Source organism: Ruegeria sp. BHSC276, from assembly GCF_059612945.1.
This window is the reverse complement of the sequence record NZ_JBXWRP010000006.1, coordinates 265,725-279,696: the sequence shown is the minus strand read 5'-3', so window position 1 is coordinate 279,696 and position 13,972 is coordinate 265,725. Positions and strand designations below refer to the sequence as shown.

Below are 13,972 nucleotides of genomic sequence, written 5' to 3'. Positions count from 1 at the left end.
GGGTTGGACGCAAGCAGACCTTCGAGACTGACTGGCGCTCTCCGGCTCACTTGGCACGGTTCTTTTCATACTCTTCCCTAAGCCGATTGGCCTCGATCTCCAGATCCGTCTGTGAGGTATTCTCAGCATCGTCGATTGTGGGCCTAACGGACGCTGTCTCCTGATCGGGTGTCGAGAGCCTTCCGTCGCCAGACATCAAGATCGCCGCCCATCTCAGGCCGGGAACATGGGCAAAAATTATCATTACGCAAACCGTAATGGGAACGCTGAGAAAAGCGCCAGGCAAACCCCAGATCGTCGTCCATGTCGTCAAGGCGACAATGACCATCATCGGGGATAAGTTGAGAGATTTCCCGGTAAGAGCAGGCTCCAAAATGTTGCCGATGACGAATTGGACTGCTCCGCAGCCCAGAACGATGATCAATAATGCGGAATAGCCATCGAACTGGACCAGCGCCACAACCGCCGGGAAAATGACGGCCAGCACCGAACCAATGGACGGAATGAAGTTCAGGGCGAACGTCAGGACGCCCCACGTTTCGGCAAAGTCCAGGCCGACGGATTTCATGATCGCATAGCACAAAAGCCCGGTTAGAGCGCTCACAAATGTTTTAATGCCCACATACCGTTGCAGGGACTCTGAGATGTGAATGACGGTCCTGCCTATTTCCGCACCCAGCTCTGGGTCATTGGCAGAGATTGCCAGCTTTTCCCGCATTGGGCGGCGTTCAATCAACATGAATGGCAAGTACAGGAGAACCAAGAAAGCGCCGGACAAGAACGTTTTGGCCGAGCTGACCGTTTCCACTGCAAACCCCGAGGCATCCAAGTCCTGGATGACGTTGACAACCGCGTTTGCATTATCGTCCCCAATGATCTCGACGATATTCGCAAGGATTCCGGCGAACCGGTCTTGATATCGTGGGACCGCGGCTGCCACTTCCTTTGCCTGAGCCGACAGTACACTCAAGATAGCGAGTATACCGGCCACGATAAGCAAGAAGCCCAAAACATATGACAGCCAAATCGGAACCGAACGGCCACCGATCCGAATTGCTGCGATACGATCAATGACAGATACAATGAGTACGAATAGCAGGCCAGAAATGGCCAGAGGTATCAGCAGCTCTTTAAGAACAAAAAGCCCTGTAACGGTAGTTCCCACAACAATTGAAGAGTAAGCCCAAAACGCCAAGGTCGCAGCTGGTCGGGCAGGCGTGTTTTGGTCCATGTTGCGTGGTCCTATCCTTGGATCGCGAGCGCAGGCTGACCTCAGCGTAATTCGTCAGCGTGAGTCTGGCCTTTTCCTTGTGGAGCAAATGGCCTCTGGCGAAAGATCCTAGCTGCATTCGGCTGGTTGCTCCATACGCAAAAATCTTCTGCTCGTGCGTGACACGGCGATCATGGCGCAGCGAGGTTCGCAGATCGCCAAAAGTAAAGGTTTGATGTATTTTCAAGACGGCACTACGCTATCAGCATGTGATGACACAGGAGGAATGGGTATGGAAATCAAGGATCTAATGGAGGACCTGCAGCGGCGTCGAGACGAGCTGCGGCTCCAACTGCACCTGGCGACGAAGGAAGCCGAGGACGAATGGAAAGAGTTGACCGCTCAGTGGGACAAGTTCCTGACACGCGACGAGTTCGAAAAAAGCGCCGAGGAAGTGGGCGAGGCGGCGCGGGCGATTGGCCTGCAGATGAAGGCGGCCTACGACAAGTTCAAGAAGTCTTAGGTCCGAGCTGCCCCGACCGCGCGCAGCGAAAGGGGCCGTGGGCATGGTTCCCGGCAAGAGTGGCGATGGAAACGTCCTGCGCTGAATGAGCAGAAGTGTCTCTGCCTTGTAAAGTGTCCGGTTTCACGTGCCTCGACCTCGGACAACGCAACCAAATGGGAGATCGCCCCATGGCGACAAAAGCTGAGCTCGAAGCTGAACTGGCTGTTCTTCGCGAGAAGCTCAAGGAAAATGGCGGTTCATCAGCGCAAACGCAGAAAGTGCCCGACAACATCGATGAAAAGCGGGAGCCGGGGGGGTGGGACAGCGAGCTTTCTGAGCTTTTGGCACAAATCGAAGAATTGCCGAGCAAACATCCCCTGCTTCTTACATTGGGGGTATTCGCTCTGGGATATTTGATCGGTCGCTCAAAGTAGGGAACTTGTCATGAACCGCATCTCCAGAAACGTTTCTATCGTCCTTCGTTCCGAGCGACTGATCGCTCAGCGGCACTTGGCCGTATTGCGGCGACAAACCGGTCTGATGGCAGCGGCGGGTATCGCTGCGGCAGTCGGTTTGATCATGTTGAACGCGTCGGCATACTTGGCGCTTTCGCAAAGTGTTTCGGCGCCAATTGCGGCTTTGGTTGTGTCGCTGGCGAATTTGATCGTCGCCGCGATCTTGATTTCGATTGCAGGTAAGTCCAGCGCGGAACAGGAAACAGCACCGGTTGCAGAGGTGCGGGACATGGCCCTTGAAGACATCGAGGCCGAGATCCGAGCCTTTTCCGAAGAAGCCAAGGCCACGGCGGAAGCCGTCAAGAAAATGGCGAATGACCCGTTGGGTTCCATCGCCCCCAAAGTTGCAAGCAGCGTGGTCAGCGCAGTGATCCGGAACACCACGGAGAGCTCAAAAAAGGACAAAAGCTAGCGCATGCTCCTGCCTTCAATTTACCAGCTGCTCTGCACTTTTTGGCGCCGATTATCGATACTGCGAGCGTAACACTTGCCCCAAAAACAGGGCGGGCAAAATAGGCTTAGAACTTGTAGTTTTTCGGACAGTGATCAGCCAAGGATCATGAAATCAGGCTGCTTGGCGAGTGTAATTTATGGGAAGTCTTTTGCTGTGACCACTCATCTGGACAACACTTTTGGGAAATCAAGCATAGAGAGAACAGCAGAAAACATATCCATTTGGGTTGAGAGCATCGATCCAGTTCTTGCGATCAGTTTACTGGCTTTCGTTGTTTTGGTGTACGTTTTTAGAAAGCCATTGGCAAATTGTGTGCTGCAGCTTCTGAGTTTTCTCATGCGGCGCCTTGAAAGCGCAATATCAGAGGAAATACGCGGCAAGCTGCGTGAAGCCGTTCAAGTGCTTCTCGTCACCTTTGCTATGTTTATAGTTCTAGAGATTATCCAGCCTCCGGAACTACTCTCCCGATTTTTGCGTCGAGTGTTGACATCGATATGCATCATTGCGGTGTTTTCTGGCTGGTATCGATTGGCAGCCGTATTCGTTTCCATGTTGAGCAGTGAAGAACACGCGAAGTCTATCCGTCTCGAGCAGGACTGGACTGTTAGAGTGACACAGTTCTCAGTTGTTCTTTTTGGTTTAGCTGCATTGCTCGAGGTCTGGGAGATCGACATTTCTGGTGCGCTGACGGGTGTCGGCGTGCTTGGCGCGGGGCTGGCAATCGCCTCACAAGACCTAGTAAGAAACTTGCTTGCCGGCATGACCAACAGCAGCGAAGAGCGCTTCGTGTCCGGAGATACGATTGATGTTGAGGGTTTGGTCGCCGGTGTTGTGGAGCGGGTGGACCTGCGCTCGACTCTGGTTGTTGGATTTGACCAGATCCCACGCTTCGTTCCGAACGCGGAACTGGCCAACAGCGTTGTGCTGAATTATTCCCGGATGAAGCATCGTCGGATCATGATGACCTTCGGCTTGGTGCTCTCTGCCAGCGAAAGTCAGGTGATCGCCGTTCGCGACGGGCTGCAGCGCTACATGCACGAAAGCGGCGATTTTGATACCTCGGATGACGCCCCGTGCTACGTGCGCGTCACGGGGCTGAGCGACCATTCGATAGATATTTTGTTCTACGGGCGTAGCCGATCGCCGACTTATTCAGACTTTCTACGCGTCAGCGAAAACCTCAGCCTGAAAATCCTGTCTCTGGTCGCAGAAGTGGGAACCCAACTGGCCCATCCGACCCAAACGATAAAAACGGTTTCCCCGGCGCCTCATCAGACGCCCGGCCCGGACAAGGAGGACCTCAATGACTGAGTTTATCCTGGCCTTTCTGGTTGTCCTCGAGGGGATTGCCATCTTCTTCGCTTGGCGCGCCGTTCAAACCGCACGCACGCCGCAAGGGGCGGTGGGCTGGGCCATCCTGCTGATCGCCGCGCCTTACCTGGGCGTGCCACTCTACCTATTCTTGGGCCATCACAAATACCGGGGATTCATCCTTTCGCGCAAGGGCAGCGAACGCGTGATGGAAGGCCTGCGCGTCCATGCTGAAACGTATAGGCCCGTGGCACCGCTGCCGGTGTCGCCCCGGCCGCTGGAGGCGATTTCCGGGTTTCCGGCAGTGCGCGGCAATTCCATGCGGCTGCTTGTCGATGGCGAGGAAACATTCGCAGACATCTTCAATGCTATCGATGAGGCCGAGAATTATGTGCTGGTGCAATCCTATATCGTCAAGGACGACGGTGTGGGGCGCGCACTGGCCGAGCGAATGATCGCGGCGGCAGGCCGGGGCGTTAGCGTTAGGTTCCTCGTCGATGCGGTCGGCTCGATTGCGCTGCCCGCAACCTACTTCGATCGATTACGTGCGGGCGGCGTAGAATTCGTCGACCCCAAAAAAATGCCCGGGCCCCGGACGCGCTTTCACCTCAACTTCCGCAACCACCGCAAGACAATCATTGTGGATGGTAAGACCGGCTTTACCGGCGGGCTGAATTTCGGCGACGAGTACAAAGGACTGGACCCGAAATTTGGCGAGTGGCGCGACACCCATGCCCGGCTGCAGGGGCCGATTGTGTCACAGCTGCAGCTGATCTTTGCCGAGGACTGGCACTGGGCCACCGAAGAGGTGCTGCTTGACGATCTGCTCTGGGATGCCCCCCTGGCCGGGGATGACATGGCCGCGATGCTGATGGCGACCGGCCCGGCGGACGAGATGGAAACCGGGGCGTTGTTTTTCTTTGCCTGCATTTCCATGGCCAAAGACCGCATCTGGATTGCCTCGCCCTATTTCGTGCCGGACACCGACGTGATCGCGGCCTTGAAATTCGCCGCGCTGCGTGGCGTTGATGTTCGGATACTCGTTCCCGAAGTCGTCGACCACAAAGTGCCCTGGCTTGCAGCCTTTGCGTATTTCGACGAAATTCGCGACGCGGGGGTCAAGGTCTTTCGATACGATGCAGGCTTCATGCATCAGAAAGTCGTCCTGGTCGATGATGCCGTGGCGGCAGTGGGCACAACAAACATGGACAACCGCTCATTCCGTTTGAACTTCGAGGCCATGGCAATGCTTTTTGACACTCGCGCGGCTTCCCAGTTGCACGCGATGCTCGAAGCTGACTTTACGCGGTCGTTTGAACTCACAAAGACACTGATGGAGCAACCTTGGAGAGTTCGCGTTGGCGCTCCAATTTCGCGGCTGTTTTCCCCATTACTCTGACTGCTTTGCTGGTGCGATCTTTGAAGTTTCATTCCTTCTTCAGAGTTTTTCGTAGAGTTGTGATTTTGACTGGGGGTAAGCATGTGGCGTATCAATCGCGCCTAGTTTACCGGAAAACCTGCCGCTGTAGTCGCCGATCGTGATCGTGCAGGGCTCGCGGTGGACGACGAGGCGCCCGATCACTTCGGGCGCAAGCCAGGCGAGGCGTTTGAGGTGGCCAAAGTAGCGGTCGGACAGGCCCTCGTCGGCGGCGAGATCCGTGAGTGTGGCGACCTAGCCGGCCTCCAGAATCTTCCGCTAGCGCCATGCCCGGCCGATGGCGCGCAAGAGGCGGAGACCTTGTGCCGAGGCAGTGCGAACACCGCCTCTTTGCCATGCATGATACCGAAGGCGATGCGTCTTTAACGCTCAAGCTACCTGCCTTGGAACGGTTTGTGTCCGCCATTCTCCACCTGGCCGATAGCGAGCGGCGACGCGTCCAGATTCGAGTTGCAGCAGGTGGAGCCAGCCGTTGTTGAACAGCGCCGCAACCTCGCTGTGGCGGGCGAGGATGTCCGAGATCGCTTCGCGCGGGGCCTCGATGAGCACGGTCAGGCGCTGCGGCTCATGCATCTGACGCATGCCGTCATGCACTGCCTGCCAGGGCAGTCCTGCCCGCAGCCGCCCGCCGTTTCCCTCGACCACGCCGATGCCGCCTGCGACATTGTGGATGAGTTTGTTGCCGGCCCCGAAGACTTCGGGTGCGAGGCTTGAGCCGTAGTATTGCAGGGAGATCCAGCTTGCCACCACGACAGGTGCGGTCAGGATCAACTCGAGCGTGGCAAAGCCCTCGTCCGCCTTCCAGTCGTAACTGTGCAGAAAGGCACGCCCGCCGAGATCCTTGCCAGCGGTCGCCGCGCGCGGGGCGGCGATAAACACGGAACAGCCCGCAAGCCCCCATTCGGGGCGGATTTCGGACCAGTCGCGCGCCCGCGTCGCCACGGTTTGGGGCGTTGCGCCGGGAAGCTTGAGAGCGCGCTCCATCCGCGCCTGATTGCTCGCCGCTGCAAGCCACGCGCGGGTCTGTGCAAGCTCCGGCGCATGCGTGGCGGGGGCTTCGGCATCGAACAAACTCACTTCCTCGGTTGTGGTGTCGTGCAGCGCGGCCACGAAGTGCGTGTCCTCGGGCAGCGCGATCCCGAGCCCCGGAAGATGCGCACGGGTTTCTGGATCGTTCAGTAGTGCGGCCAGAAGCCGCGCCGAAACTGCACCTGTGTGACCTCCGCAGGCGCCGCAGTGATAGGCGCTTTCGTGGGGGTTGTTGGCGGCCTGCGCGCCATGGCCGACGAGTAACATCAGCCGTGCGAATCCTTCACGAAGGCCCATTGCCTTGAGCACGTCGGCCACGATTTCCGCCCGGCGTTCCGGCGAGAGCGTATCTGCAAGGCGAGGGGCGGGTTCTGGCGTCGCTGCTGCGGCGGCCTTGCCGAATGTGCCGGCCAGAAGCTTGCAGCCGTAGACGAGCCCCGCCGCCTCCACAAAGGCAAAAGACGAGACTGCCGCCTGCCGGAAACGCCCCCAGGCGCGCACTGCCCGCGCGTCAATGCGTGTCGCCTTCTCGGCGGTCCCGGGCTGCTGGCTCGAGCTGCGAAGGGCGGGCGTCAGCAACACCGGCAGATGCGCCTCGACCGCATCGGAGCCATGTGGAGAATGCGCGACCGGCAGGCCGAAGAAACCAGCGAAACCAAGGGTCTCGATTCCCGGTGCCTGCGCCTCGAGAGCGCGGCGAAACGGCTCGGAGCGCACGTCGATGCAAAAGGCCGCCTGCAGCGTCGAGCGTGCCGAGGGCAGGGCGGCGGGCCCATCGAGCCGCTCGTCGAGGCGCCGCTGGAGGGCACGTTCGGCGGCATCCTGAAGGATTGCGTCAATCACGAGGTCCGGGCTTGGCGCGACGGGTTCGGCATGCGCCCGAACCACCTCGGCCCAGCGGGGCGCGAGTTCGGGGTACTGCGCAAAAAGAGCCTCCTCCCAGGTCAGACGGATCGCTAGCAGCGCCGGAAGGGTGCGGTCGGTCCCTCTCTCTTGCTCGGCCTTCCACAGCAACCAGCGAGCGTGCTGCTCCCAGCCACCGAGATCCAAAAGCAGCCGGTGAAAGGCCGTTTCGGCCGCGTCTGCCTCGATGCCCAGCGACTCGGCCGCTCTGGCGATCGCTCGCTCGGGGGTGTCTGGGACGGCTGCGACATGCGCGCAGAAGCCATGGAGTCCGGCGATCTCGGGGGTCAGGTCGCGCGCGGCCCAGGCCCTCCAGGCGGCCCAGGCGGGGGCATCCGTCGCAGGTAACCAAAACGCTTGCCCCCGGTCGAAGTGACCGGCCGCCCAGAGGCCGACGCAGCGTTCGATCACGGCGGGCCAGTCGGTCCCGCTCAACTCGGCAGCAAGATCGGCAACGGTTGGCAGAGCGCGGGGCGCTGGTGTCGGCGCATGCATCTTGGCCTTTAGAAGCGCCAAGTTGGCCGGTTTAAGCGGTGAGGTGCAGGCAATCAGCGCCGCTGCGAGATCGTCATCGGTGATACGCCCTGCTGCAACCTCGGCTGCAAGCTCAGTGCGCGGACGGAAGAGCGCCGCACCGGATACGCGCGCAAGACGTGCCGCCGCTACGGTCATGTTTTCTCCCGCCTGTCCAAGAAAGGGGTTGACTGCCACCGTGGCATCAAGCGGGAAGGCGGGCGGGATCGCCCGCACGGCGGCCTCGGCGGCCTTCAGAATCGCCGACAGCCGGGCTGGCGCTATGTCGATTTCTTGCATGAACATTTCGTAAGATCCTTATTTCGCGTTTATTTGGGCTTCACAGTGCGGAAGCCGCCGATCGCCTGGTCAATGAGCGCATTTAGGTACAGGCCGTTGGTGACATGCACGCGCAGCCCTGCAGCGGCTGGGTGGTTCGCCCAGAGCGGAAACAGAGCCTGAGCAAGCGCCACCAACCCGAAGGACGTAACCGCGAGCACGATCAGCGCCCATTCCAGCGGGCCCGGAACGGGCGGTGCGGGCAGATGAGCGCCCCAGAGCGCTTGCGCGCCGAGTTGGAAGGCAAAATAGGCCACCGTGGCGGCGAGCGCGGCGCGCGCGGTGCGGCGCGTCAGGGCCCGCGGCGCGGCATCGGCCAGCCCCTGCGCCACGAGGTAGGCGACGCCGAAGACAAGAATCGCGCCCAGCGCCAACGCCTGCGGTGACTTCGGCCCGGCGATGGCCATGAAAGCCCCCGCCATAGCCGCATAAAGTGCCAGCGCCAGGGCAAAGGCCCGAAACACTGCCCCCCAGCCCGGCACCGCCACAGGCCCCGGACGGCGCGCGGCGTTGACCTCGGTCACGGCCATACCGGCAGTCAGGAAGGCATGGCTCTTGTAGAGCCCATGGGCGACGATGTGCAGGAGCGCAATCGGCCACAAGCCCAGCCCGCATTGCATCAGCATGAAGCCCATCTGTCCGACCGTCGACCAGGCCAGTGCCGTCTTGACCGCGCTTTGTGTCAGCATCACCACCGCCCCAAAGAGAGCAGTGAGCCCGCCCATCAGGACCAGAACTGCCATCGCCGCAGGGCTGGCCTGCACCAGCTCTGCGAGCCGGATCAGCAGGACTCCGCCTGCATTGATGATCCCTGCATGCAGTAGCGCCGAAACCGGGGTAGGCGCCTCCATCACCTCAGTCAGCCAGCCGTGCACGGGGAAGGCTGCCGTCTTCAAGAGCGCTGCCAGCACAATGAGCGCCACGGCTGCCTGTCCCGCAGCGCCCAGGCCTTGCGTTTGCACAGACTCGCGCAGTGCGGTCAGATCGGCGGTGCCGAAAGACACCCAAAGCAGACCTGCTGCAAGCACCAGCGCTATATCGCCGGCGTGCCAGACCAGGGAGAACTTCGTTGCCGCTCTCCGCGCCGCCGGCCTATCCGAATAGAAAAGCAAGAGTTGACGCAACACTATCCCGGTTGCCAGAAAAGCTGCGACCAAAACGGCAATATGGCCGGCTTGGACCAACGCCAGAACAATGGCCAGCGTGGTCAGCATCAATGCGTGAAACCGCCCCTCCTGCGCTTCGCCGTCCATGTAGCGCTTTGAATAGCGTGTCACGATCCAGCCGATAAAGGCGACAAGCAGCGACATTGTCGCGCCGATTACGTCGAGCATGAGCAGCTGTCCGAATCCGCTGACGCCGGTCTTTGGCGCGGAACCTGTCGCGAGCATGGCGGCCCCGGAAAGGGCCAGCACTAGCGCGACAAGGCTTGCGCTTTCCGGCAGCCAGCGCGCACGGGGCGGACGACGGCCCGGTGTGACCATCATTGTGGCAGCGCCGATCAGCAAAACCAGAGGCGCGAATTGGCCCGGGAAGGCAAGAAGGGCATCCATTGTCAATCTCCACGTTCAAGGAACTGTGGAGCGGACATAAACTCTTGGCGTTATCCAGAAAATTACATAATTTTAGTGTAAACGTTCGATCTGATGGAACAATGGCCAAGCTCAACCTTCACCATCTTCACCTGTTCCGTGCAGTCGCGCGCGAAGGCACGCTCACCGGCGCGGCGCAGCGGCTGAACCTGTCGCAGTCGGCGATGTCGACACAGATCAAGACGCTCGAAAGCACGCTTGGCCATCAGTTGTTCGAGCGCCGCGGACGCGGGCTGGTGCTGACCGAGGCAGGACGGATTGCGCTCGACCATGCCGAGTCGATCTTCCGGACCGCAGACGATCTCGTGGCCACTCTGCGCGACCGCCACGCCGGTCGGAGAGCTCTGCGCGTCGGCGCATTGTCCACGCTGTCGCGCAACTTTCAGATTGGTTTCATCGCGCCCTTTCTTGTGCAAGAAGATGTCGAAGTTATTCTGCGCTCCGGTCCGCAGTCTCAGCTCATCGCCGGTCTAGAGGCACTAACGCTTGACGTGGTGCTTACCAACCACCCCCCCGCGCAAGACGCAGCTAGCCGTCACCTGATCCACAGCATTGCCGAGCAACCAGTCAGTCTGATCGGTCCGCCCGATCTTGCTGGGCAGCCGCTGCACGACTTGCTGGAAAGCCGTCCACTGATCCTGCCTGCCTCCGGAAGCGCGCTGCGGGCGGCCATCGACGCTATGTTCGACGGGTTCTCAATCCTGCCCCGCATCGTCGCCGAAGCCGATGACATGGCCATGCTGCGGCTTCTGGCGCGCTCGGGTGCGGGGCTCGCTGTAATCCCACCCATCGTTGTACAGGACGAGCTTGCGTCAGGCCGGCTGGTCGAGCTTGCCAAGCTCGACGGGCTGTCGGAGACTTTCTTTGCTGTGACTCTGCGTCGCCGCTTCCCCAACCCTCTCATCCGCGACGCGCTGGAGGCGGCCATGGCCGCGGAGTTCGGCTGAGGCTGATCTGTGTAGCGTCAAGAAAACTTCCGTGCTGTCCAGCCGAATATTCCTTGCGTAAGCTTATGCAGCCACAGGCAGTGCTGGAGTCTTGGTTTTGTCAAAATGCTCGCGCGATTTTTTGCGAACCTCAATCTCGGTTCTGGCATCCGGTTTTGGACCCTGAGTCATCCTTGGCCACTGATGAAACGAAACCCGCGCAATTTGGAGCGGTGCCATTTTTTCACAGGGATTTTCGATGGACTGAAAGTCAGCCCCGCCAAAATTTCGGCACCGGTTTCGAACGCGTGCAAGCTGAGCAACGGGGCAAGCCGACAGGAGGCAAAGCGGGCATCGCCGTTGATCGACTGGCGGTCAAGGATGATGAAATATGTCGTTCGTGCGGCTGAGACGGCCGGACCCAATCCAAAGGCCGTCTATTGCAGCGCCAGTTGCCTGTGTCGGCGTACTCTTTTTTGGTTTTCTGGAGGGACTCGTCGCAGAGGTCCTTGCCACAGAGCCGGATGGTCTGCGGCAAGAAATAGCAATTGACCCTTTGGGAGCGAGCGTGGATATTTTGCCAAGGAAAAATGGTGGCACATTCACCCGGAGCGCAGATATGAACCTCACCCGCCGCATGTTCGGGGCAGCGACTCTCGCCTGCGGAATTGCCGCCATTGCGCAACCCGCAGCGGCACGGGCGCAGGAACCGCCCATTATTGCCGCGGCATCGGATCTGCGCTTTGCGGTTCAGGATATCGCCGCCGCCTTCGCCATGGAAACCGGCCACGAACTGCGGCTTGCGTTCGGGTCCACCGGCAATTTCGCGCGGCAGATCCGCGAAGGCGCGCCTTTTGAAATGTTCATGGCGGCCGATGAAAGCTTTGTTCTCGATCTGGCCCGCGATGGGTTCTTGCGGGACGAGGGCGCTCTCTACGCCCAGGGGCGCGTGGCCATCGCCGTTCCGAACCAAGGGTCGACGCTGGCGGCCGACGGGACGCTGGAAGACCTGCACCGCGCGCTTGGCGCCGGGCAGGTGTCGCGCTTTGCAATCGCTAATCCCCAGCACGCGCCCTATGGCATGCGGGCGATGGAGGTCCTGCAGCATGTGGGCATCTGGACGGCAATCGAACCGTCGCTGGTGTTGGGTGAAAATGTCAGCCAGGCCGCGCAGTTCGCGCTGTCGGGCAGCGCCGATGGCGGCATCATCGCTTGGTCCCTGGCCCAGTCGCCGCAGCTCCAGCCGCTGGGGGAATTTGCGCTCATTCCCGCCGATTGGCACCAGCCGCTGATGCAGCGCATGGCCCTGGTGCGGAATGCGGGGCCCGTGGCGGAGGCGTTCTATCGCTACATGAAAATGCCTGTTGCGCTTGAAATCTTGGCGCGCCACGGCTTTAGCGTGCCGGGTTAGACGCATGGATTGGCAGGCGCTCTGGCTTTCGCTTTCGCTCGCTGCGTGGACGGTGGCCTTGCTTCTACCGGTATCGATCCTGTTCGGGCGGTTTCTGGCGACCCGTAAGTTCCGGGGAAAGGGTGTGGTCGAGGGGCTTGTGATGCTGCCGCTGGTCCTGCCGCCGACCGTGTTCGGCTTCTACCTTCTGGTCACGCTCGGGCGGAACTCTCCGATCGGTGCGGCCTGGCAGGGGCTGTTCGGCCACCAATTGGTCTTCAGCTTCGAGGGGTTGGTCGTGGCCTCGGTCATCTTCAACCTGCCATTTGCCATCCAACCGGCGCAGCGCGCCTTCGAGGCGATCCCGACGTCCCTGCGCGAGGCGGCGGCGGCCAGCGGGTTGCGCCCCCTGAGCGCGTTGCTGCGCATAGAACTTCCCCTGGCATGGCCGGGGGTGATGACGGCCATGGTGCTGACCTTCGCGCATACGCTGGGTGAATTCGGCATCGTCCTCATGGTGGGGGGCTCGATCCCCGGCGAGACCAAGACCATCGCCATCGCGATCTATGACCGCGTGCAGGCCTTCGACATGCAGTCGGCAGCGACGATGTCTTCGGTTCTGGTCGCCATTTCGCTGTTCACCATCGCTGTCACCTTCGCCCTGTCGGCCCGCATGGGGCGAAAGCTCGACTGATGACGCTCAGGGTCACACTCTGGGCCAAGGCGCCAATTCCGCTTGATCTGACCTTCGCGGTAGGACCTGGAGAGTTGCTTGCACTGGTCGGACCCTCGGGATCGGGCAAGACCACGACCTTGCGGACCATCGCTGGGTTCTGGCGGCCCGAAGCGGCGCGGGTCGAGGCCGCGGGGATCACATGGCTCGATACCGAGGCGGGGCTCTGCTTGCCGACGCACCGCCGCCGCGTGGGCTTTGTGTTTCAAGACTATGCGCTGTTTCCGCATTTGACGGCGGCGCAGAACGTGGCCACGTCCCTGGGGGATCTGCCCCGCCGTGCGCGGGTGCGTGAGGCCGAACACCTGTTGCAGCGCGTCCATCTGGACGGGCTCGGCCATCGCCGGCCGGCGGACTTGTCGGGCGGGCAGAAGCAGCGCGTGGCGCTGGCTCGGGCCTTGGCGCGGCGCCCCGACGTGCTGCTTCTGGACGAGCCGTTCTCGGCCGTGGATCGTGCCACGCGTGAGCGGCTGTACGGCGAGATCATCGCCTTGCGGTCCGATCTGGAAATGCCGGTGGTTCTAGTGACCCATGACGTGAACGAGGCGCAGTTGCTTGCGGATCGGATGTTGGTGATCGACTGCGGCCGGGTCGTGCGCGACGGCACCACGGCCGAAGTGATGGCCGACGCCGACGCGCTGCGGGCCATGGGAATCCGCGAAGCGGCTGTCATGCTGCCCGCGATGGTGGCCGAGCATCTCGACGACGGTCTGACCCGACTTGACGCCGCGACCGGTCCGCTGTTCTTGCCCAGGATCGACGGGGCGCCCGGCACCGGTGTCCGGGTGCGGATCATGGCGCATGACGTGATCCTGTCGCGCGCCCGGCCTCTGGGGCTGTCGGCGCAGAACATCCTTGGCGGAACAGTGACACGGATCGTACCCGGAGCAGGACCGGGCGTGCTGGTCCATGTTGCGGTCGGTGAACACGAGATCCTCGCTCGGATCACACGCCGCGCGGCAGCCGATCTTGGTTTGCGACCGGGGGATCCGGTCCACGCCATCCTCAAATCCATGTCCGTTGCCCGCGATCATGTTGCGCGTGCCGCTGATGACGCGGGGGGCGGAGGCCTGGGCTGATCAGATCGGGCAAGGGTCCGTTGCGGCACAGGCCG

At 61.0% G+C, this 13,972-nt stretch carries 13 protein-coding genes; 10 read left to right on the top strand and 3 right to left on the bottom strand.

Annotated elements, in window-relative coordinates:
• Nucleotides 1-46 precede the first annotated feature (46 nt).
• Nucleotides 47-1,231, bottom strand: a complete 1,185-nt coding sequence (locus tag AC2FMD_RS12205; RefSeq protein ID WP_496742829.1) for an AI-2E family transporter — start codon at nucleotides 1,229-1,231, stop codon at nucleotides 47-49.
• Nucleotides 1,232-1,502: 271 nt separating this feature from the next.
• Here AC2FMD_RS12205 and AC2FMD_RS12200 point away from each other — a divergent pair, with 271 nt between their 5' ends.
• The 5 genes from AC2FMD_RS12200 (at nucleotide 1,503) to cls (ending at nucleotide 5,394) form a co-directional block, all read left to right on the top strand.
• Nucleotides 1,503-1,733 carry a hypothetical protein gene (locus tag AC2FMD_RS12200; RefSeq protein ID WP_496682463.1) on the top strand — a complete coding sequence of 77 codons (231 nt, stop codon included), beginning with the start codon at nucleotides 1,503-1,505 and terminating at the stop codon, nucleotides 1,731-1,733.
• Between the two features lie 170 nt (nucleotides 1,734-1,903).
• On the top strand, nucleotides 1,904-2,149 hold the full coding sequence (locus AC2FMD_RS12195; RefSeq protein ID WP_496687015.1) for a hypothetical protein: 246 nt from the start codon (nucleotides 1,904-1,906) through the stop codon (nucleotides 2,147-2,149).
• 10 nt (nucleotides 2,150-2,159) lie between these two features.
• Complete coding sequence (locus AC2FMD_RS12190) at nucleotides 2,160-2,642, top strand: hypothetical protein (protein WP_496682466.1); 483 nt, start codon at nucleotides 2,160-2,162, stop codon at nucleotides 2,640-2,642.
• Between the two features lie 195 nt (nucleotides 2,643-2,837).
• The gene (locus tag AC2FMD_RS12185; RefSeq protein ID WP_496682468.1) at nucleotides 2,838-3,995 is read left to right on the top strand and encodes a mechanosensitive ion channel family protein; all 1,158 of its coding nucleotides are present in this window, start codon (nucleotides 2,838-2,840) and stop codon (nucleotides 3,993-3,995) included.
• A complete protein-coding gene (gene cls, locus AC2FMD_RS12180; protein WP_496795057.1) occupies nucleotides 3,988-5,394 on the top strand; it encodes a cardiolipin synthase in 1,407 nt (468 codons plus the stop codon). The genes AC2FMD_RS12185 and cls overlap by 8 nt, the downstream gene beginning before the upstream one ends.
• Nucleotides 5,395-5,802: 408 nt before the next feature.
• Here cls and AC2FMD_RS12175 read toward each other — a convergent pair whose 3' ends face one another.
• Both AC2FMD_RS12175 and AC2FMD_RS12170 read right to left on the bottom strand, forming a co-directional pair.
• Nucleotides 5,803-8,178: a YbcC family protein gene (locus tag AC2FMD_RS12175; protein WP_496742833.1), complete on the bottom strand. Its 2,376-nt coding sequence runs from the start codon at nucleotides 8,176-8,178 to the stop codon at nucleotides 5,803-5,805.
• 29 nt (nucleotides 8,179-8,207) lie between these two features.
• Nucleotides 8,208-9,770 (bottom strand): proton-conducting transporter transmembrane domain-containing protein, encoded by a 1,563-nt coding sequence (locus AC2FMD_RS12170; protein ID WP_496795056.1) that lies wholly within the window; start codon nucleotides 9,768-9,770, stop codon nucleotides 8,208-8,210.
• A 101-nt stretch (nucleotides 9,771-9,871) separates the two neighbouring features.
• On the opposite strand from AC2FMD_RS12170, the gene AC2FMD_RS12165 reads away from it, so the two are divergent.
• The 5 genes from AC2FMD_RS12165 (at nucleotide 9,872) to modC (ending at nucleotide 13,937) form a co-directional block, all read left to right on the top strand.
• Complete coding sequence (locus tag AC2FMD_RS12165; protein WP_496682480.1) at nucleotides 9,872-10,756, top strand: LysR family transcriptional regulator; 885 nt, start codon at nucleotides 9,872-9,874, stop codon at nucleotides 10,754-10,756.
• 173 nt (nucleotides 10,757-10,929) lie between these two features.
• A complete protein-coding gene (locus AC2FMD_RS12160) occupies nucleotides 10,930-11,145 on the top strand; it encodes a hypothetical protein (RefSeq protein WP_496795055.1) in 216 nt (71 codons plus the stop codon).
• On the top strand, nucleotides 11,127-12,146 hold the full coding sequence (gene modA, locus AC2FMD_RS12155) for a molybdate ABC transporter substrate-binding protein (RefSeq protein ID WP_496742835.1): 1,020 nt from the start codon (nucleotides 11,127-11,129) through the stop codon (nucleotides 12,144-12,146). Before AC2FMD_RS12160 ends, modA begins: the two co-directional genes overlap by 19 nt.
• Before the next feature lie 4 nt (nucleotides 12,147-12,150).
• Entirely contained in the window at nucleotides 12,151-12,819 is a 669-nt protein-coding gene (modB, locus tag AC2FMD_RS12150) for a molybdate ABC transporter permease subunit (protein WP_496682487.1), read from the top strand.
• Entirely contained in the window at nucleotides 12,819-13,937 is a 1,119-nt protein-coding gene (gene modC / locus AC2FMD_RS12145; protein ID WP_496742837.1) for a molybdenum ABC transporter ATP-binding protein, read from the top strand. Before modB ends, modC begins: the two co-directional genes overlap by 1 nt.
• Nucleotides 13,938-13,972 lie beyond the last annotated feature (35 nt).

What these genes read in the sequence shown, in the direction of transcription:
- AC2FMD_RS12205 (WP_496742829.1), bottom strand. Translation starts at nt 1,231, where the DNA reads ATGGACCAAAACACGCCTGCCCGACCAGCTGCGACCTTGGCGTTTTGG.
- AC2FMD_RS12200 (WP_496682463.1), top strand. Translation starts at nt 1,503, where the DNA reads ATGGAAATCAAGGATCTAATGGAGGACCTGCAGCGGCGTCGAGACGAG.
- AC2FMD_RS12195 (WP_496687015.1), top strand. Translation starts at nt 1,904, where the DNA reads ATGGCGACAAAAGCTGAGCTCGAAGCTGAACTGGCTGTTCTTCGCGAG.
- AC2FMD_RS12190 (WP_496682466.1), top strand. Translation starts at nt 2,160, where the DNA reads ATGAACCGCATCTCCAGAAACGTTTCTATCGTCCTTCGTTCCGAGCGA.
- cls (WP_496795057.1), top strand. Translation starts at nt 3,988, where the DNA reads ATGACTGAGTTTATCCTGGCCTTTCTGGTTGTCCTCGAGGGGATTGCC.
- AC2FMD_RS12175 (WP_496742833.1), bottom strand. Translation starts at nt 8,178, where the DNA reads ATGCAAGAAATCGACATAGCGCCAGCCCGGCTGTCGGCGATTCTGAAG.
- AC2FMD_RS12170 (WP_496795056.1), bottom strand. Translation starts at nt 9,770, where the DNA reads ATGGATGCCCTTCTTGCCTTCCCGGGCCAATTCGCGCCTCTGGTTTTG.
- AC2FMD_RS12165 (WP_496682480.1), top strand. Translation starts at nt 9,872, where the DNA reads ATGGCCAAGCTCAACCTTCACCATCTTCACCTGTTCCGTGCAGTCGCG.
- modA (WP_496742835.1), top strand. Translation starts at nt 11,127, where the DNA reads ATGTCGTTCGTGCGGCTGAGACGGCCGGACCCAATCCAAAGGCCGTCT.
- modB (WP_496682487.1), top strand. Translation starts at nt 12,151, where the DNA reads ATGGATTGGCAGGCGCTCTGGCTTTCGCTTTCGCTCGCTGCGTGGACG.
- modC (WP_496742837.1), top strand. Translation starts at nt 12,819, where the DNA reads ATGACGCTCAGGGTCACACTCTGGGCCAAGGCGCCAATTCCGCTTGAT.